The sequence below is a fragment of the Streptomyces sp. NPDC048600 genome (assembly GCF_055587025.1).
The window spans coordinates 1-17,690 of the sequence record NZ_JBVJGZ010000039.1 but is presented as its reverse complement, the minus strand read 5'-3'; the positions used below and the strand labels follow the sequence as shown (position 1 = coordinate 17,690).

Annotated in this window: 22 protein-coding genes and 2 pseudogenes; 14 read left to right on the top strand and 10 right to left on the bottom strand. The window is 69.9% G+C overall.

Going from position 1 to position 17,690, the window contains the following annotated elements; translation table 11 throughout:
• Positions 1-782: 782 nt before the first annotated feature.
• On the top strand, positions 783-1,343 hold the full coding sequence (locus ACZ6SQ_RS34675; RefSeq protein ID WP_469569295.1) for a helix-turn-helix domain-containing protein: 561 nt from the start codon (positions 783-785) through the stop codon (positions 1,341-1,343).
• Between the two features lie 12 nt (positions 1,344-1,355).
• Here the strand turns inward: ACZ6SQ_RS34675 and ACZ6SQ_RS34670 are convergent.
• The 4 genes and pseudogenes from ACZ6SQ_RS34670 to legP form a co-directional block, all read right to left on the bottom strand.
• A pseudogene (locus ACZ6SQ_RS34670) lies at positions 1,356-1,640 on the bottom strand (dihydrofolate reductase family protein); the annotation flags it as partial.
• A gap of 395 nt (positions 1,641-2,035) precedes the next feature.
• A complete protein-coding gene (locus ACZ6SQ_RS34665) occupies positions 2,036-2,377 on the bottom strand; it encodes a YbaY family lipoprotein (protein WP_469569294.1) in 342 nt (113 codons plus the stop codon).
• On the bottom strand, positions 2,377-3,354 hold the full coding sequence (locus ACZ6SQ_RS34660) for an MvdC/MvdD family ATP grasp protein (protein ID WP_469569291.1): 978 nt from the start codon (positions 3,352-3,354) through the stop codon (positions 2,377-2,379). The genes ACZ6SQ_RS34665 and ACZ6SQ_RS34660 overlap by 1 nt, the downstream gene beginning before the upstream one ends.
• An 8-nt stretch (positions 3,355-3,362) precedes the next feature.
• On the bottom strand, positions 3,363-4,619 hold the full coding sequence (gene legP, locus ACZ6SQ_RS34655) for a Dot/Icm T4SS effector Zinc-dependent metalloprotease LegP (RefSeq protein ID WP_469569288.1): 1,257 nt from the start codon (positions 4,617-4,619) through the stop codon (positions 3,363-3,365).
• A gap of 376 nt (positions 4,620-4,995) precedes the next feature.
• Here legP and ACZ6SQ_RS34650 point away from each other — a divergent pair, with 376 nt between their 5' ends.
• Entirely contained in the window at positions 4,996-5,265 is a 270-nt protein-coding gene (locus ACZ6SQ_RS34650; RefSeq protein WP_469569286.1) for a SpvB/TcaC N-terminal domain-containing protein, read from the top strand.
• A gap of 64 nt (positions 5,266-5,329) precedes the next feature.
• Here ACZ6SQ_RS34650 and ACZ6SQ_RS34645 read toward each other — a convergent pair whose 3' ends face one another.
• Positions 5,330-5,743 carry a hypothetical protein gene (locus ACZ6SQ_RS34645; protein ID WP_469569284.1) on the bottom strand — a complete coding sequence of 138 codons (414 nt, stop codon included), beginning with the start codon at positions 5,741-5,743 and terminating at the stop codon, positions 5,330-5,332.
• Positions 5,744-5,793: 50 nt separating this feature from the next.
• On the opposite strand from ACZ6SQ_RS34645, the gene ACZ6SQ_RS34640 reads away from it, so the two are divergent.
• Entirely contained in the window at positions 5,794-6,030 is a 237-nt protein-coding gene (locus ACZ6SQ_RS34640; protein WP_469569283.1) for a hypothetical protein, read from the top strand.
• A gap of 874 nt (positions 6,031-6,904) precedes the next feature.
• Positions 6,905-7,879 carry a GNAT family N-acetyltransferase gene (locus tag ACZ6SQ_RS34635; protein ID WP_469569282.1) on the top strand — a complete coding sequence of 325 codons (975 nt, stop codon included), beginning with the start codon at positions 6,905-6,907 and terminating at the stop codon, positions 7,877-7,879.
• 200 nt (positions 7,880-8,079) lie between these two features.
• On the opposite strand, the gene ACZ6SQ_RS34630 is transcribed toward ACZ6SQ_RS34635, so the two are convergent.
• Both ACZ6SQ_RS34630 and ACZ6SQ_RS34625 read right to left on the bottom strand, forming a co-directional pair.
• Entirely contained in the window at positions 8,080-8,469 is a 390-nt protein-coding gene (locus tag ACZ6SQ_RS34630; protein ID WP_469569279.1) for an Arc family DNA-binding protein, read from the bottom strand.
• 120 nt (positions 8,470-8,589) lie between these two features.
• Positions 8,590-9,447: a methyltransferase domain-containing protein gene (locus ACZ6SQ_RS34625; protein WP_469569277.1), complete on the bottom strand. Its 858-nt coding sequence runs from the start codon at positions 9,445-9,447 to the stop codon at positions 8,590-8,592.
• 169 nt (positions 9,448-9,616) lie between these two features.
• On the opposite strand from ACZ6SQ_RS34625, the gene ACZ6SQ_RS34620 reads away from it, so the two are divergent.
• A complete protein-coding gene (locus ACZ6SQ_RS34620) occupies positions 9,617-10,543 on the top strand; it encodes a permease (protein ID WP_469569356.1) in 927 nt (308 codons plus the stop codon).
• The gene (locus tag ACZ6SQ_RS34615; RefSeq protein ID WP_469569276.1) at positions 10,540-11,268 is read left to right on the top strand and encodes a TIGR03943 family putative permease subunit; all 729 of its coding nucleotides are present in this window, start codon (positions 10,540-10,542) and stop codon (positions 11,266-11,268) included. Before ACZ6SQ_RS34620 ends, ACZ6SQ_RS34615 begins: the two co-directional genes overlap by 4 nt.
• 186 nt (positions 11,269-11,454) lie before the next feature.
• On the opposite strand, the pseudogene ACZ6SQ_RS34610 reads toward ACZ6SQ_RS34615, so the two are convergent.
• Positions 11,455-12,129, bottom strand: a pseudogene (locus ACZ6SQ_RS34610) (IS5 family transposase); the annotation flags it as partial.
• 150 nt (positions 12,130-12,279) lie between these two features.
• On the opposite strand from ACZ6SQ_RS34610, the gene ACZ6SQ_RS34605 reads away from it, so the two are divergent.
• The 4 genes from ACZ6SQ_RS34605 to ACZ6SQ_RS34590 all read left to right on the top strand — a co-directional run bounded on the left by ACZ6SQ_RS34605 (position 12,280) and on the right by ACZ6SQ_RS34590 (position 14,982).
• Complete coding sequence (locus tag ACZ6SQ_RS34605; protein ID WP_469569274.1) at positions 12,280-12,549, top strand: hypothetical protein; 270 nt, start codon at positions 12,280-12,282, stop codon at positions 12,547-12,549.
• A gap of 203 nt (positions 12,550-12,752) precedes the next feature.
• Positions 12,753-13,766, top strand: coding sequence for a permease (locus ACZ6SQ_RS34600; protein WP_469569353.1), 1,014 nt, complete (start codon positions 12,753-12,755; stop codon positions 13,764-13,766).
• Positions 13,763-14,518 carry a TIGR03943 family putative permease subunit gene (locus ACZ6SQ_RS34595; RefSeq protein ID WP_469569271.1) on the top strand — a complete coding sequence of 252 codons (756 nt, stop codon included), beginning with the start codon at positions 13,763-13,765 and terminating at the stop codon, positions 14,516-14,518. Before ACZ6SQ_RS34600 ends, ACZ6SQ_RS34595 begins: the two co-directional genes overlap by 4 nt.
• Positions 14,519-14,589: 71 nt before the next feature.
• Positions 14,590-14,982 (top strand): hypothetical protein, encoded by a 393-nt coding sequence (locus tag ACZ6SQ_RS34590; protein ID WP_469569269.1) that lies wholly within the window; start codon positions 14,590-14,592, stop codon positions 14,980-14,982.
• Positions 14,983-15,081: 99 nt separating this feature from the next.
• On the opposite strand, the gene rpsN is transcribed toward ACZ6SQ_RS34590, so the two are convergent.
• Both rpsN and rpmB read right to left on the bottom strand, forming a co-directional pair.
• Positions 15,082-15,387 carry a 30S ribosomal protein S14 gene (gene rpsN / locus ACZ6SQ_RS34585; RefSeq protein ID WP_469569267.1) on the bottom strand — a complete coding sequence of 102 codons (306 nt, stop codon included), beginning with the start codon at positions 15,385-15,387 and terminating at the stop codon, positions 15,082-15,084.
• Positions 15,387-15,623 carry a 50S ribosomal protein L28 gene (gene rpmB, locus ACZ6SQ_RS34580; RefSeq protein WP_469569265.1) on the bottom strand — a complete coding sequence of 79 codons (237 nt, stop codon included), beginning with the start codon at positions 15,621-15,623 and terminating at the stop codon, positions 15,387-15,389. The genes rpsN and rpmB overlap by 1 nt, the downstream gene beginning before the upstream one ends.
• Positions 15,624-15,691: 68 nt before the next feature.
• Between rpmB and rpmG the strand changes: the two genes are divergently transcribed.
• The 4 genes from rpmG to rpsR are packed head-to-tail and all read left to right on the top strand — an operon-like array spanning position 15,692 to position 17,600.
• Positions 15,692-15,856 carry a 50S ribosomal protein L33 gene (rpmG, locus tag ACZ6SQ_RS34575; RefSeq protein ID WP_327221950.1) on the top strand — a complete coding sequence of 55 codons (165 nt, stop codon included), beginning with the start codon at positions 15,692-15,694 and terminating at the stop codon, positions 15,854-15,856.
• Positions 15,857-15,894: 38 nt separating this feature from the next.
• Positions 15,895-16,149, top strand: a complete 255-nt coding sequence (locus tag ACZ6SQ_RS34570; RefSeq protein ID WP_469569262.1) for a type B 50S ribosomal protein L31 — start codon at positions 15,895-15,897, stop codon at positions 16,147-16,149.
• 17 nt (positions 16,150-16,166) lie between these two features.
• Entirely contained in the window at positions 16,167-17,303 is a 1,137-nt protein-coding gene (locus ACZ6SQ_RS34565) for a CobW family GTP-binding protein (RefSeq protein WP_469569259.1), read from the top strand.
• Between the two features lie 51 nt (positions 17,304-17,354).
• A complete protein-coding gene (gene rpsR, locus ACZ6SQ_RS34560) occupies positions 17,355-17,600 on the top strand; it encodes a 30S ribosomal protein S18 (RefSeq protein ID WP_469569257.1) in 246 nt (81 codons plus the stop codon).
• Positions 17,601-17,690 lie beyond the last annotated feature (90 nt).

The window sequence follows — 17,690 nt, the reverse complement described above, 5'->3', positions numbered from 1 at the left end:
CTTGCCCGGTCGGGCGACCTTTGGAGACGGGACCGGCACGCTGACGCGGAAACCGATCCGCTTCGCGGTTGCACTCCCGATGTAGCCCCAGGCGCTGGCCGGATGGATCGCTTCTCTGCTTCTTCCTTCGTCTTCGCGGCCGTCCGAGTCTTCTTCTGGTCTGCACAGCCTGTGTATCCGCGGCCTTTCATGCAGCGGGCGACCAGCGCCTCGTTCGTCCGGTACAGCAGGACGTCGTCCTGCTCGGAGGTGCCGTAGGCGGACATCGGCAGCCCTGTCAGACCGTCGTATCCGGTGGCAAGTGCTGTCGGTGTGGCCGCGATGGCTGGCGGAGCCACGTCCGCGGCGCTGCCCGCGAGGCCCGCGGAGCAGCCTGTGGCCGGCAGGCCGACGGCGCTCGCCGCGAAACATGCCTGCTCATGCCAGGGATGCTGACGCGCCTCGCGGCGGGTGCGACTCGGGCAGGTGCCATGCCGGGTTCTTGCCTTCCTGGGTACAGGGGTGAGGCCTGGCCCCGGGAGGGGGCCGACCCGAAGATCGGCCTGGGCGCGGGGGTCGGTGTGCGGTGTGCGCGTGGGCACGGAAGTGCTGGCCGCTGAAGGGGAGTTGGGTGGGATCGGTCACTGTGTCCGGCGAGGTGCCGTGCTTGGATGGCCCGAGCTTGTACCGTGCGGCGTCCCGTGCGCCATTCCACCGGGAGTTTCGGAACGCCGGGATGTCCGCACTGGCTCTGACCTGGAGGAACGTGGCGATCGTGGGATGCCGGACGGGATGGGGGACTGGTGGGGGCAGCGGAGGAGACAGCTGATTTCGCCGCACTGCTGCGCGAGTTGAAGGAGCGGTCCGCGCTGAGTTACGAGGCACCGGCGAAGCAGGCGCACATGAGCACCTCGATGCTGCACCGGTACTGCAAGGGGGAAGGGGTGCGGGCCGACAACGCAGTGCCGTTGGTGGCGGGCAGCCAGGCCGTCGGTCGCGTCGGCGGTCGGCGGGCTGCGTGCAGACCGGGCGATGTTCTGCCGGGATGCCCCGCGCCGGCTCAAACGTCCGGTGATCGAGATAGGCGCCGACATTGGTCCTCGCGCTCATACGACAACAGCCGGGCCGCTGCGCGCCAGTCGCATGCGGCCGTGGACCTGGCACGGCCCGTCCGTCTGGTGGGCTGGCGGTGGACGGGATCCTCCCGCTGTTCCGTCGGCCGTGGGGTGCGCGCGGCATCGAAGAGGCATCCATCGAACCGGGCGCATCCTCTCAATTTCCGTGATGGCGTGCCCTGCTCACCAGCCACCTGCCCGCGACCATCCTGGAGAACGTGCCGGCAGAAGTCGCTACCGCCCTGGTGACCGGACTCTGAGCGGCTCCTCGAGCGAGGAGGAGAACACCACCTTGGACGCTTGAGTGAGCTCGTCGACGGACGCCTCTTATCCGGGCCTGAACTCGTCTTGGCCATTCGGGACCTCGCCTGCGGCGAAGCCCGACATCAGGCGGTAGCAGTTCGCTCCCATCAGGTAGGTGGCCTCGGGCTGCTCGGCGAGCCATGCGAGGTACTCAGGGCCCTCGAGGCCCCAGAACCCGGGCCATCCCTCTCCCGATGCGTGGCCGTCGAGGGAGGTGATGAAGTCGACGAGAAGCTCCGACATGGCAGCGTCCTTTCCTGGGCTGTCAGGAGCTTGGACCGGCCGAGAGCCACAGACTCATCGGCCGCGCCGTGGAGCGACGAGAAAACCCATCACGCTGCAGCCGATGACGTCGGGGGAGCGGCACTGCTTCGGAGGGCCCGGAACCCTACAAGATCGCGCCATGCACGCGGTCGGGGAATGATCTCCATGCGTGCTCGACCGCTTGCCGCAGGCGCCGGTTGTCCTCCTGGAGGAGCTGAGGAAGACGCGGGCGCCTGCGGCGGCGCAGCGGTCGAGGGCTGCGCGCAGACGACGCCACCACTGCCACGGCTGCGAGGCGTTGGCAGGTCTGGACCTCGACTCGGCTCCCCGCCGCGGACCACCGGCCGCTTGTCCGAGAGGAATCCAGCACTGGCTCACACGAGATCGACCGGCGCCTCGAGACGTTCGACGGTTTCCGCCCGCACAGGTATGGCTTGCGTGTTGATGAGGTCGCCCGACTCGAGCGTGCCGCTCCCCGAGCGGTCGACGTGCACGCGCAGTCCGTACGTAGCCGACGAGTCGAGTTCGGACACGTTCACGCGGAAGGGAACCCGGCCTCCCGGAGCGAGCGGCACGTCCGTCTGAACCTGTGCACCGACGATGGTGGAAGGCGCGTCGGACAAGGAGACGTCGCGGACTTCGACCAGGAGAGAGGCGGCCGTTCCGGCCGGCGTGTCGGACGGCAGGGTCACAAAACCCGTGACGGTGTGCGTCATCACGCCCCTCCCGCGAGGGAGCCTGCTGCCACGGCCGGTTCCGGCGCACGTTCGTCGAGACGCGACAGGAGCGCGGCCACCTCCGCCGTGATCGGCAGTCCGGTCCGCTCCTCCACGAACAACCACTGGCCCGCCGGGTTCACCTCCAGGAACACGTACTCCCCGTCGGCCCGCCGACGCAGGTCGACTGCGCCGAACACCAGGCCGAGAGCCCGCATGACACGCAGGAGCCGGTCGGTGACAGCCGCAGGCAGGTCGACCGGCCGCACCCTCGCGTCGTCGACGACCATGCGCATGTCCACCGGATATCCCGTCTGCGAGGCGTCGATCTCCGCGGCGAAGACGCGGTCGCCCACGATGGTCACCCGCAGATCACTTCCCGGCACGTACTCCTGAAAGATGACAGGGGCGTAGCGTACGGCGTCCAGGACCGTCAGGTCCTCGTCTCGTACGAGCCGGGTCTCTCGCCAGGCGTCGGCCGAGGCGACGAAGCCCTTGAAGACGGTGTGGCCGACGCCGGTCTCGCGGATGAATCGGCGGGCCCGCTCAGCCTGGTTGGTGACCAGGGTCCGGGGCAGGCGAAGCCCCGCGCGACGTGCCACGTCCCACTGGTAGGGCTTGTGGTGGGCGATCGCGTCCAGTGCGGGCGGATTGACCCAGGTGCAGTCGAGGGAGTGGAACAGGCCGTGCAGCGCCTCGCCGGTCTCGCTGATCGCGAAGCTCTGATCGCGGAACGTGCCCAGTCGGCGGTCTACGGTGAAGGGGCGGACGCGCCGCCACCAGGCGGCTCGGCAGCGCTCCAGGCGGGCGTGGGCCGTCGGCGTGCGCACCGTGTAGACCGGTTCCCCGGCCGCGGCGTAGTCGAGCGTGACGTCGCCGCGAGCCGGGAAGTCGGCCAGGTCGAGACGGACCACCTCGCGTCCGGCCACCTCCAGCCTGCGCAGGACCGCGCGGGTGTGGTCCTCGTCGTGGGACACGACCAGGATCATCGGGGCTGTCCGGCGGCAACGGGCTGGGTTCCGACCTGGGCCAGCAGGAGGTTGTATCCGGCCTGCACGGCGGACAGCCCCTGCTGCAGTGAAGCGACCATCTGGCCCAACTGGCGTACCTGCTCGGCCACTCCGTCCGTCTGTCCGGTCATCGCCGGTGACTGGTGGGGTGTTGCCAGCACGAACGGACTGCTCGGAGCCGACGGGCTCATGACGTCGTGGAAGGGAACCTTGTGGGTGCCCTCGAAGACGGGGTCCTTGGACATCTCCTTGATGGTCGTGTCGAAGACGGGATCCTTGGAGATCTCCTTGACCGTGGTCGCCTGCGGGGCCGGATACATCATGTGCACCCCGTCGATGTCGCCCTGGGAGAGTCCCGAGCGCTGTCCCATCGTCACGCCGGGAGGCAGCGGCTCCCGGGGAACGATCGTCGGCTGGTTCGGGTCGATCGCGAAGGCCGCGGCCGGGTAGTGCATGATCGAGCCGAAGTCGTACGGTCCGAGGTCGTCGCCGTCCGCGATCTGCTGCAGGAAGTTGTGCTGCATGTCCGGCTTGATGTTCCCGAACACGATCGTGACGTGCTGGGCCCGGTCCTCGCGGCTCTGCTCGTGCCACAGCCCCACCGTGTGACCGATCTCGTGGATGGCGTTGCCGGTGGAGCAGCTGGGGCCCAACGTGATCTTCTGCATGCCGCCGCGCCGGCCCACGTTGGACGTGCACCCACTGCCCGGCACGAACCGTACGAAGTCCGGGAACTGAGCCGCGTTGGCAGGGGTGCGTTCGACGAACCGGATGCGGGTGCGGGACTGCCAGTGGGCGATGGCGTCCATGACGCGCTGCGGGTCGGGCAGGCTGGGGTCGATCTCGAACGGCACTGTCGCATCGGGCCAGCGTCGCTGCCGGCCCTGCTCGACCGCTGGGATCCCGATGGAGAAGAGCACCCTCCCCGCGTCGGACTCCTGCGTCAGCTCGTCGACCGTGCCGAGCACGATGTCGCCCTCGAACATCGCGAGCCCCTCCACCTCGGCGTAGTGGAGGGCCTTGGCTTGGAAGGTCGCGCCGTCCACCAGCGTGGTTCCGGCGACGGGACCCGACCGGAGCTCGCCGCTGCCCTTTCCGCTGCTGGAGGCGGTCGTCTTGCGGGCGGGCTGCCGTTTGGCGGGGGTGGCCTTCTTGGCCGTCTTCTTGGCGGTGGCACCGCGGGCAGCGGTCTTCCGGGTTCGCCGGGTGGATCCCGATGGGTCGGCGTTCATACGTCACCTTCACTGCGGCGGGGGACATGAGCCTCGAAAGTGGCTCCCTCACCAGCGTTCACACGTCGTACGCCAAGCCGCCCGTCCAGCGCGCCCGTACGGGTGGAGGCCGGGGCCCTCGCCCGCCGGGCGCTGTCAGGCTCTGCCTCCGCACGGCCCGACAAGGGCTCCGGGGCCTCCTTCCGGCGCCCCGGGCAGCGCGGGTAACGCCGCTGATCAGGTGATTCGCGGTGGCGGCGTCCCGGTTCCCGATCCCGGCCAGGGTTGTCATGGTGCCTGTGGCCCGCAGGGGCGAGGAGGCGCGATGGAGCCGGCAGCAGCACCACGAGACCGGACGCCCGACGGAGATGATCGCCGGACGGCCACAGCCACTTCGGTGTCGCTGCCCAAGGGTGGCGGTGGGGTGCGGGGCATCCGGGATGCGTTCGGGGTCGCCGCGGCGACGGGGACAGCCGGTCTGCAAATTCCCGTGCCGACGCCGCAGGGCCGGTCCGGATTCGGCCCGTCGCTGACGGTGAGTTACGACTCGGGCGCGGGCAACGGGCCGTTCGGGCTCGGCTGGAGCCTGGGCCTGCCCACTGCGACCCGCAAGCCCTACAAGGGCCTGCCGCGCTCCTCGACAGCGAGGAGTCGGACGCGTTTGTGATCAATTCCAGGGGGTGCCTGCAGGGGATGTGGGGGTGGGGGCGGGCGAAGTCACCGCAAGACGGTCAGGCGTCGGGGTCGACTTCGGGGTGCGTGAACCGCACGGGCTTGCCCAGCGACCGGGCGTAGGCGATTTCGGCTCGGGTGCTGTCTCCGATGTAGCCGCCGACTACGAGTACCTCATCGGCGAGCCGGATCTTCGCCCGGTGCAGATCGTCGAGTCGAGCCTTCAGTGTCTTGGCCTCGGAGGGATCGGACCACAGTTCGTGCGGCGACTTCATGTCACAGGCCGGTTTGACGACGATTCTTCCGGCTCTGGTCTCCCGCAGATCGGCCTCGTTCATCTCGGTCATGAAGCGGGTGGAGCCGCAGATCACGACGATACGCGGGAGGCAGAGAATCTTCTTCGCGTCGGCGAGCCTGTCCTCGAGGCTGAGTAGTTGCGGGTACGACAAAGGGGAGTTCGGCGCACTGGTCATGCAGGCAACGGTAGACGCGGCCACGGACAGCGCCTAGGTGTGCTGTCCGGGTGCGGGACGGCACGATCGTGCTGCACGCGATGCGGCGGCCCGACGGGGTCCGCGACCCCGCCGAGCTGTACCCCGACCCGTTCCAGATGTCCGACGACGAGGTCGACGGCGCGCTCGCCCTGTTGGGCACCACGACGATCGAGGCTCTCGAGCAGATCGTCGAAGTCAAACGCGAGCACTGGGCGCTGCCCGAGGCGCCCGAACTGGGCGCGGTGCTGGACCTGATGGCCGGCTGAACACGTCCGCGAAGAAGGCGAAGGCGTCCCGTGGTGAAGCCGCCGCCACGTGGTCGGTGAGCGTGATGACGGTGGCGCAGGTGAGGGCGGCGAGAGAGGTGGCGCCGCGCATCCGGGGGGAGCTTCGCTTCCCCGCGTCGGCGGCGGGCGCCGCGATGACGGTCACGATTGCGGAGGTGATCAGGACGAGCGCGATGGTCACGGCTGACCCCCGCTAGGTGATCGGGCGTTGACGTGGAGACGGTCGCGGTGCATGAGGGCGTCGGCGGTGATGCGTTCGCCGTCGCCGATGGCGTGGGAGACCTCGGGGGTCCAGTCCCAGGTGCTGTGTTCGTGGCCGAGGCGGCGGGCGTCTTCGGTGAAGGCGAGGCGGGTGCGGACGACGGCGAGGATGTGCGAGACGGTTCAGGACGCGGGAGATCAGCTGCCGGGAGCCGTCGGGGCGGAGCATGCTGCGCAGCTGGCCGGTGGTGGCGATGCAGCGCCCTCGCCGGACCGGGCCTGGGCATGGCACTGGTCATGGGGCGAGAATCCCACCGCGTGCCGTGGGGTGCGGGCCGGGATGTCGGCTTGTCCTGAGGAAACCCGCCGGCCCTGACCACCAGCCTCACCATGGAGCCCTCGCCATGGTCACGAACGCATAACAGTCTCCCGTGATCAGGTCGTGGTCGGACCGTGGCGAGGCCTGAGGCCGGGCCTGCCCCTGACCACGCGCCCGACCACGGCCCGGGCCGGAGCCCCAGCATCAGGGAGAGGGTCGGCCGGCCGTCGGGGATCGTGGTCGCTCGAGCCATGGGGTAGTGCCGGATCTGCCGCTTCGCCTGCGGCGCAGGTGCGTGGTGCGATGGAACCGGGGGGTGAAGGGAGAGCGATCATGCCCGCAGCCAATCGATCGGGTGTCGCCGCCTCGGTGTCGGTCCGCCCGCTGGCCGGGCCGGACCTGGACCGGGCCGACGAGATCTTCAGGGTCGCCTTCGGGACGTTCCTCGGGATCGCTGAGCCGCAGACGTTCTTCGGGAGCGCCGACTATGTCCGCACCCGCTGGGCGGCCGATCCGCACGCGGCGTTCGCGGCGACCGTCGACGGCGAGGTCGCCGGATCAAACTTCGCCGCCGACTGGGGCAGCGTCGGGTTCTTCGGCCCGCTGACCGTGCGTCCGGACCTGTGGGACCAGGGCATCGGCAGACGCCTCATGGAACCGGTCATGGCCTGCTTCGACAGCTGGGAGAACCGCCATCTCGGCCTGTTCACCTTCTCGCACAGTCCCAAGCACCTCGAGATGTACCGCCGGTACGGTTTCTGGCCCCGGTTCCTGACAGCGGTCATGAGGAAGCAGGTCGCCGCCAAAGACCCGGTCCCCGGCCGGGTGCTGTACGGGGAGCTGGGCGCCGCCGAACGGCCCGCCGCACTGAACCTCGGCCGTGATCTGACGGGGGCCGTGTACGAGGGCCTCGACCTGGAGCGCGAGATCGTGGCCGTACAGGCGCAGGGCCTCGGTGACACCGTCCTCCTCGAGGGTGCCGGTTCCGGCCTCGACGCTCTGGCGGTCTGTCACTGCGGAGCGGGGTCGGAGGCCGGTGAGGACGTGTGCTTCGTCAAGTTCGGAGCCGTACGTCCTGGCCCGGATGCCGCGGAGCGGTTCGAGCGACTGCTGGATGCGTGTGAGCAGCTGGCCGCCGACAGGGGACTGGGGCAGCTGGACGCCGGAATGAACCTGGCCCGCCAAGATGCCTACCGGCGCATGGCCGACCGTGGTTTCCGTACCTGGCTGCAGGGCGTGACCATGCACAGGCCCAGCGAACCGGGCTACAGCCACCCGGACGCCTACGTGATCGACGACTGGCGCTGAGCCCACCGCCGTACGCGGCTTCGGGGAAGACCCGATGCTGCCAGGAGACGACCGACACTACGACTCCACGCCCCACCGCCTGTTGCACCGGGCCCGGACCAGGGGATGCTCTTCACCTGGTTCCTCCGAGGATGCCCCGGCCTTCAGGCCGGGGAGGAATCGGACTCCTGCGGAGCAGGGCAGGGTAAGCCGAATCGCCGTCAGGGCGATTGGGCGTCGGCCACGGCGTTGTCACGCTCGGCCTCCAGCCGGTAGACGATCTCGGAGTTGAGGGACCTGCGGGCGGACCTGGCCCGAGCGGCCAGCCATGCGTGCAGGTCGGCGGGCAGGCGGAGGGTGATGCGCTTCTCTCGGGTCGGCGGTCTGGCGGGTGGGCCGTCCGCTGCGTGATGGCCCTGCCTTGCTGAGCGCCGCGGCAGGAGCGGGTTACGTGGATGGGAGCGGTGGGTGGTTGATGGGGGTGTAGTGGGCGGGGGTGTGGTCGATGGGCAGGTCGGGGCGCCAGGCGGTGAGGTTCTGGGCGCTGCATTCGAACAGGCCTGGGGGCAGGGCGTCCAGTGGCCACCAGCGCCAGTCGCCGACGCTTTCACCGCTCTGGTCGGCCGGTTCGCCTTGCCAGCGGGTGACGAGTGCGCCGCAGGTGATGCGGACGACGTCGCCGACGTGGTCGAGGAGCAGTCCGAGGAGGCGGACGTCGGCGGGGTCGGCGCTCAGGCCGGTCTCTTCGGGGCGAGTTCGCGCACAACGGCTTGCTGTGGCGATTCGCCAGGCTCCACGGTTCCGCCGGGCAGCTCCCGTGTGCCGAGCCGGTGCCGGCCCAGGAGCAGGCCCTTCGGCCCGTGCAGGACGGCGCCGACGCCGAGGGCCGCGCGGGCGGTGGGTGGCTTCGTGGTGCGTGGGCGGGCGGTGATGCGGGCCGGGCGGCGGACCTGCAACAGCCGGTAGGAGGCGTGATTGCCTGGCTCCGGGGTGTCGAGGACGGTGATGCTGTCCACGCGGAGCCCGTACTCCTCGAGCAGGTCCTGCCACGTCTCGGGTGTGAGGACCCACATGTGGACGGTGAGATCTCCACCGTCCGCCAGCCGCAGGACTTCCGGGCGGGGCTCGAGCGCGGTGGTGGGGCCGTCGCCGTCCGAGTTGGTGTGCAGGACGGTGAAGCACAGCCGTCCGCCGGGTGTGAGGGCGGCCGCCATCGCGGGCAGGAGCCGGTGCGGGTCGAGGAAGTGGACAGTGCTGAGGGAGTAGATCACGTCGTAGGGCGCTGCCGTGCCCAGGTGCTCGACGGCGTCGGCCTGGATGAACTGCAGCCCCGGCACATCGGGGTAGCGGGCGCGTGCTCTGGCGATCTGGCTCAGGGAGGCGTCGACGCCGTCGACCCGTGCTGCGTAGGTGCGGGCCAGGTGTGCGGCGTGCCGGCCGGGGCCGCAGCCGATGTGCAGAACGCGCAGGCCTCCGATGTCCCCGAGGACGGAGTCTCCCGGACCGGTCGCTCCGGGGCCCCACGTTCGTGCCGTGCTGGGAGAGTGTCCCGGCAGCACTCGCTGGCCTGTTCTGCCGGTGATGTACAAACGCGCATCGTAGGAGTGAGTGGTTGTGCCGGAACCGGCGTACTGAAGGTGGAGGCAAGCGGTCCACGAAGCCGGAGGTATCTCACCTGTGACCATCAAAGCGGCCCCGGCGCGGGTTGACGACCGTGAGGCGGACGATGCGCAGGGGTGGCAGTTCAACTCGTCTCTCATGCTGACGATGCTGCTGATTCTGGTGGTGATGGTGCAGGGTCCGATCCGTCGGGCGTTGTCCGCGCCGGTAATGCAGAGCTGGATGACCGTGTTCGTCGCGGTGGTGATGCAGGCCCTGCCCTTTCTCGTGGTCGGCGTTGTGCTGTCGGCGGTCATCGCGGTGTTCGTCCCGTCGTCGTTCTTCGCCCGCGCGCTGCCGGAGCGGCCCGCCTTGGCGGTGCCGGTGGCCGGGATGGCCGGGGCGGTCCTGCCCGGCTGTGAATGTGCCTCTGTGCCGGTGGCCGGGGCGCTGGTGCGCCGGGGCGTGAGCCCTGCAGCGGCGTTGGCGTTCTTGCTGTCCGCCCCGGCGGTCAACCCGATCGTGCTGACCGCCACAGCCGTCGCGTTTCCCGGCAACCCGCGCGTGGTTGTTGCCCGGTTCGTGGCGAGTCTGCTCGTGGCGTGCGCGATGGGCTGGCTGTGGCATCGGCTGGGACGTACCGACTGGCTGCGCCCACCGGCTCGTCCGTCGCTCGGGGGTCTTGGTAAAGGGGCGGCGCTCTGGGGATCCGTACGGCACGACGTGATGCATGCGGGAGGCTTCCTCGTCGTCGGTGCGATGGCCGCGGCCACGCTCAAGATCGTGGTGCCAGCCGGCTGGCTGCAGACCGCGGCCGGTAATCCTCTGGTCTCGGTTCTCGCCCTGGCGGTGCTCGCGGTGGTGCTGTCGATCTGCTCCGAGGCCGATGCGTTCGTGGCCGCGTCCCTGTCCCAGTTCTCGCTCACCGCCCGGCTGACATTCCTCGTCGTGGGACCGATGATCGACCTGAAGCTGTTCGCCATGCAGGCCGCCACGTTCGGCCGCGCCTTCGCGCTGCGGTTCGCTCCCGCCACCTTCACGCTGGCCGTTCTGGTGTCGGCCCTGGTCGGGGCGGTGCTGCTGTGAAGCGGCAGGCGCAGGCAGTCGTGCTGTTCCTCACCGGCGGGGCGATGCTGCGCGCCGGCCTTACCGATCTCTACCTGCGCTACGTCAAGGCCGGGTTGCGCCCGTTGCTGCTCGTGGCCGGCATCGTCCTGATCATCACCGCCGTGGCCACGGTCTGGTACGAACTGCGACGGCCGCACGCGGCGCGGGAGGACGGGCCCGAGTCTGGAGACCGGCGGGGCCATGCCCACCGCGAACCACGGATCTCCTGGCTTCTCCTGCTGCCCCTGTTCGCCCTCATTCTGGTCGCCCCGCCCCCGCTGGGCTCCTACAGCGCCATGCACACCGGCACTGCCCTGCAAAAACCCCTGGGCTATCCCGCCCTCCCCGCCGACGACCCCCTCCCGCTCGGCGTCCTCGACTATGCCGGCCGCGCCGCGTACGACCACGGACGCTCCCTCGGCAACCGCCGGATCAGGGTCACAGGATTCATCGCTCTGGACGGCGGCGGCACTCCGTACCTCGCCCGCATGGTCCTCAACTGCTGTGCGGCCGACGCCCAGCCCGTCAAGATCGGCCTGTCCGGGCAGATTCCGCCTGTCCTGCAGCCCGACTCGTGGTTCGAGGTCACCGGCACCTACACCGGCAAGCGGACCACCGACCCCGCCAACGGCGGTGTCATCCCGTTCATCAACATCATCCAGGCCAGGCCGGTTCCCGTCCCGCGCAACCCGTACGGGGACTGAAAAGCACGAGTGCGTCATCGGGCCGAGCAGCCGCCGGTGACTGCGCCGGCCTCGTTTCCGTGGAGGCACGCTTCCGGTGGCTGCGGCACTGGATGGTCAGGTCCGGATCTTCGAGGATGCGGCGAGGCGCGGGAGTTTTCACGACTTTCTCCTGCGGTGGCCGGCCGTCGGGGGCGTGTATCCGCTGCGGGACGCGCCGAGTCTCGCAGACTCGATGCCCTTGCCGGCGATGCGGTGGCGGATGCGACGCTTGCGAAGCCATTTCCGCAGGTGGACGTAGTCGTAGCCCTTGTCGGCATGGAGCTTGCCCGGACGCCGGCGGCGAGGTCCGCGGCGGGATCGGACGGGTGGGATCCCGCGCACGAGCGGCTGCAGGCCGGGACTGTCGTGCATGTTGGCCCCGGAGATGCCCAGGGACATCGGCACACCGTTCCGGTCGGTGATGAGGTGGATTTTCGATCCCGCCTTGCCACGGTCGGTCGGATTCGGTCCGGTCAGTGGCCCCCTGCTGCCGCCCGGAGGCTGACGGAGTCGATCGCGCACCGCGACCAGTCCGGCTCGCCTCTGGCGCCGAGTTCGTCGAGCAGGACGCGGTGGAGCCGGGCCCAGACCCGGGCCCGCCTCCACTGGGCGAAGCGCCGGTAGACCGTGGGCCAGGCCGGCCCGAACACCGGTGGCAGCTGCCGCCAGGTGCAGCCCGAGGTCGCCACGAAGACGATCGCCGCCAGGCATTCACGGTCACCGGCCCGCCGCCGCCCGCCGCCCGCCGCCCTGCGGACGTATGACCTCCGTCGACGGGACCACCCGCCGGAACAGCACCCACAACTCCTCCGGAACCAAATGCTCAACCAGATGCGTCATGCACTGCTCAACGAACGATCACTCCATAAGAAGCGACGTCTTAGGCGGGAGAGGAAGTCAAGGAGCGCTTCCAGCGCCTGGGCAGCAGGCTCAGGCACCGCTTCGGCGTCGGCGGCGAAAGCTGCGGGCAGCGGCGCTCTTGTCGGTGCGGTGTTCCTGCGGAGGGAGCCGCCCCGGGACGCGGACAGCGGCGGCCAGCAGGAACTGGTCTTCATCGGCACCGGCCTGCGCACCGGGCTGCTCCGGGCCGCCCTGGCCGACTGCCTGATGAAGGAAGGCGAGAGCCTTCCGGCCGCCGATCCGTTTCCCGCGTGGGACATCCACGGCATCGACGACGCATGCGAGCACGAACACCCCTCCGGGCAGGAGCGCGAGCACGGCCGCAGCCACGAGCACGCCGGGCCAGTACCACAGACGTGAAGCCCCCGGGCGGGCAGCGGCCATGGCACCGCCCGGCCCGGTACGGGGGCAGCAGGCTGCCCTGTCGGTTCGGTTCGCTCATGTGTCCGACGGCGGCGGCATCGGCCGGTCTGCGTCAGCGGCAGCGGATCCCACGGCTATCGTGATGCCCCTCCCAGACAACCGGAGCCGACGTGAACGAACCGGACGGGTCGCTGAAAGACCTGCGCGTCGACACATCCGGGCGGCCTGCGACGGGCACCGGCGCGGATCGCCCTGCCCCGGCATCGGTCGTCGTGGCCGGAGCTGCGTCCGTTCTGGCGCTCGTCGGGCTCGCCCTCACCGCAGGAGCAGCCGACTGGCTGAGCCACCCCGGCTTCCGGGCGTGGCAGACGGTCTGCGTGGCCATCACCGTCCAGGCCCTTCCGTTCCTCGTCCTCGGCACGCTGATCTCCGGAGCGCTCGGCGCCTTCGTGCCGGCGCATGCGTTCAGCAAGGCACTGCCGCGCAACCCCGCACTCGCGGTGCCGGTCGCGAGCGTGGCCGGGATCGTACTGCCGGGCTGCGAGTGCGCCTCCGTGCCCGTGGCAGGGAGCCTGATCCGGCGGGGCGTCACACCGGCTGCCGCTTTCGCGTTCCTGCTGTCGGCGCCGGCCGTCAACCCGATCGTGCTGACCGCTACGGCCGTAGCCTTCCCGGGAAGTCCGCAGATGGTTGCCGCCCGGCTCATCGCCTCACTCGCCGTCTCCGCCGTCATGGGCTGGCTGTGGCTGAGACTCGGGCGCCCGGAGTGGCTGCGGATGCCTGCACGGCACACCGGCCACCAGCACGGCCACAGCCGGTGGGAGGAGTTCCGGCTCGGCTTCCAGCACGACTTCCTGCACGCTGGCGGGTTCCTCGTACTCGGAGCGATGGCTGCGGCGACCTTCAATGTGGCCGTGCCCCGTTCGGTGCTGGAGACGTTCTCGGGATCGCCTTGGGCGTCGGTGTTGTTCCTCGCCGCACTCGCTGTCGTCCTTGCCGTCTGCTCGGAGGCCGATGCCTTCGTCGCCGCCTCGCTGACCGGCTTCTCGCCCACGGCCCGGCTGGCGTTCATGGTGGTCGGTCCCATGGTCGACCTGAAACTGATCGCCCTGCAGACGGGAACGTTCGGCCGGTCCTTCGCCCTGCGGTTCTCGGCGGCCACCGCCGTGGTCGCCGTCGTCTGCAGTGCTCTCGCCGGGTGGTGGCTGCTGTGAGACGCACCCTCCAGACGCTGCTGCTCCTGGTGACCGGAGCCGGGGTGCTGCGCGTTTCGCTGTTCAGCGACATCAGCCTGCGCTACGTGAAGGAAGGGCTCCAGCCATTCCTCGCCGCCTCCGGGATCGTCCTGTGCGCCATGGGACTGATCGGCGTCCACCGCGACAGGATGCGCGCAGGCCGCCAGGGATCCGACGGGCCCCCCGGCGACGCCGCCCCGCACACGGACCACGGGCACGACCACACACACGGCCCCCGCATCGCCTGGCTCATGCTGCTGCCCGCTCTCGCACTGCTCCTGTTCGCCCCGCCGGCCCTGGGCTCCTACACCGCGGCACGCGACAACCCGAAGATCGTCGAGGACTACGAGCGCTTCGAGCCGCTCCCCGCCCACGGTCCCGCCCCGCTGTCGCTGACCGAGTTCATCGCCCGGGTGCAACAGGACGGCAGCCAGAACCTGAAGGGCCGCACCGTGCTCCTGCAGGGGTTTGTCACGCCGGGCAAGGACGGGACCTGGGATCTGACCCGGCTTCTGGTCGCCTGCTGTGCGGCCGACGCCCAGTCGCTGACCGTGACGATGCACGGAGTGCAGGCACCACCCGCCGACACCTGGGTGAAGGTGACCGGCACGTGGCACCAGGTCGGAGCTCTGGGCACCGCCTCGGCAGCCCTGGCACTTGACGTCGCAACGGTCCGCAGCATCCCGGAACCGCCCGTCCCGTACATCGACCGGGCTCCTTCCGCCGGCTGACAGCCCCTCCGGTGCAAGACGCGAACCGTTGGCGTGTCCAGGCTTCGTCTGCTCGGAGGACGCATACGCGCGTGGCTGCCGCCCGCCGCCCGGCCTCCCTCGGCATGGGCGAACCTTGCTCGCACGTAGCTCCAGAGACCGGCGACGTCGCCTTGGCCGGCAACGACCTGCGCCAGGTCGCCGCCTGCGTGGAACTCGGCCGGCGCACCCTGCGCGTCGTACGGCAGAACTACGGCCTTGCGATCGGCGTCAACCTCGTCGGCCTGCTTGCCGGCGCGGAGGGATCCATGAATCCCGTGCTCGCAGCTGCTCCACAACATCAGCAGCATTGCTGTCGTCGCAGACTCGGCCCGGCTGGTCAATTGCACCCGTATCTGCCCCGCACGGCCGACGAGGAGCTAAAGGCGGCTCCTTTAGAAGACCGCCGGGTCAGTGGCCCACGCCGCGGACAGAAGCAGCCGTGAAGGCCGCACGGGGGGTGCCGCAGTGTGGTTCCCGGCGCACCGTCGGCCGTGACTGCGCCACGTCACGGCCGGCGGTGCATCCGCTGCGGGAGAGGGAGATCACCAGGACGACTTGGTGACCCCCGGGAGGAATCCGGCGTGGGCCTGCTCGCGCATACGGACGCGGGAGAGCCCGAACCGCCTCAGGTGTCCCCGGGGCCGGCCGTCCACGCTGTCCCGGTTGCGTACCCGGGTCGCGCTGGCGTCGCGCGGCTGCCGCCGGAGCTCCGCCAGGGCGGCAGCCCGCTCCGCCTCCGGGGTGTCCGGGCGGCGGATGACCTGCTTCAGTTCGGCACGCCGGGACGCGTACCGCTCGACGATCGCCTTGCGCTTCTCGTTCTTCGCGATCTTGCTCTGCTTGGCCATCAGACATTCACTCCCCGGGCGCGGATGCGGGCCACGGCCGCCTCGATGCCGATGCGGTCGACCGTCTTGATCGCCCTGGCGCTGAGTGCCAGGCGTACGTGCCTGGCCTCGCTCGGCAGCCAGTACCGCTTGTGCTGGATGTTGGGGTCGAAGCGCCGGGACGTGCGCCGGTGGGAGTGGGAGATGTTGTTGCCGAAGCCCGGCCGGGCGCCGGTCAGTTGGCAGTGGGCGGACAAGGTGTTACCTGCCTCTCTCCGGAGAACTTCTTCTTGGTAATGGAAATCATTGTCATATAGTAGCGCCCATGGCTCGCAACGAAGTACGCCCGGTCATCAAGCTCCGCTCCACCGCGGGAACCGGCTACACCTACGTCACCCGCAAGAACCGGCGCAGCGATCCCGACCGCATGGTCCTGCGCAAGTACGACCCGGTCGCCCGCAGGCACGTCGACTTCCGCGAAGAACGCTGACCGCACCGCCCCTGCCCCCGGCCCGGAAGGACACCGTCATGAAGCCCGCAATCCACCCCCCGTACGGCCCTGTCGTCTTTCGCGACAAGGCCGCCGGCTCCGCCTTCCTCACCCGCTCCACCATGACCAGCGACAAGACCATCGAGTGGGAGGACGGCAACATCTACCCCGTCGTCGACGTCGAGATTTCCAACGTGAGCCACCCCTTCTACACCGGCACCGCCCGCGTCCTGGACACCGCCGGCCGCGTCGAGCGATTCGAGCGCCGATACGGACGCGGCGGGGCCAACTGATGCAGAACACGCCCCCAATGCCCATCGTCATCGTCGGTGGACTCCACTCCGACGCCCGCAAGGAAGCCGTCGACCGCCTGCTGCGCACCGTCCCCGGCAGCGTCGCCCTCCACCACGACCTGGCCACCGCAGCCGACGGCACCCTCAGGCGCCTGGTGCGCGACTCCTCGGGCGAGCTGTCGCACGGCGACGCCCCACTCGTCAACGACTGCGCCTGCTGCGCGCTGCGCGAAGACCTGGTCCCCGAGCTGGAGCGTCTGGCCGCCGACGGTCTGACCCGGCTCGCGATCGTCGAACTGTGGGACTCCGTCGAACCCAAGGCGATGGCCGAGGTCATCGTCGCGCACGGCGGCGGCGCCCTCGAACTCACCAACGTGGTCACCGCCGTCGACCCCTCGCTCGTACTGCCCTATCTCACCAACGGCGACGACCTGGCCGAGGCAGGCCTCGCCGCCGCCGGCACCGACCAGCGCACGGTCGGTGACACCTGGGCCCGGCAACTGGAATACGCCCCCGTCCTCGCTGTCGTCGACAGCGAGGACGCCGACGCCCAGGACCGCGCACTCCTGGCCCAGCTCCACCCGACGGCCCGCCAGGTGTCCGCCGGATCCGGTGAACTCGCCGAACTCGCCTTCGCTGGATTCGACGTGGAAGCGGCCGCCGCCGCCCAGCACCCGGCCTGCGCCCTGCTGCCCCAGGAAGCGGACGAAGCGGGAGTCGCCACCCTCGTCTGGCATCGGCGCCGCCCCTTCCACCCCGAACGTCTCTACCAGGCACTGGAGGACCTCTGCTGCAGCGCCGCCCGCAGCCGCGGACGGTTCTGGCTCGCCGACCGCCCCGACACCCTGCTCGCCTGGGATGCTGCAGGAGGCGCGCTCTGCGTGGAGAACGCCGGCCCGTGGCTGGCCTCCCTGCCGGACGCCGCATGGGACATGGTGCCCCCGATCCGCAGCGCCGCTGCCGCGCTGGACTGGCACCCCGAGCACGGCGACTGCTGCCAGCACCTCGTCTTCACCTCACCCGGCCTCGACCGCGACGGCCTGGCACAGCTCCTCGAGTCCTACCTGCTCACCGACGACGAGTACGCCGCCGGTCCCGAAGCGTGGGAACACCTGCCGACCGCGTTCGACGCGCTTCTCGATCCCGTCTCGTAACCCCCGCCACCAGACCTTCCGTCCGAAGTCATCACCGAAGCAGGAGCACTCATGACCCGCCGCCATGACCCCCGCAGGTCGCTCAAGTCCCGTCCCAATCCCCTGGACGCGGCCGGGATCACATACATCGACTACAAAGACAGCGATCTGCTGCGGAAGTTCATCTCCGACCGAGGCAAGATCCGCAGCCGCCGCGTCACCCACATCACCGCCCAGCAGCAGCGGCAGATCGCTGCAGCCATCAAGAATGCGAGGGAAATGGCGCTCGTGCCGCACGACCCCGCACTGGCGCACTAGGCGCTGTTTCCTGGATCATGTGCGGAGCCAGATGATGAGGGCTGCGAGGGTGACGGTGCCGAGGTAGGCGTATGCCCGTTTCTCGTAGCG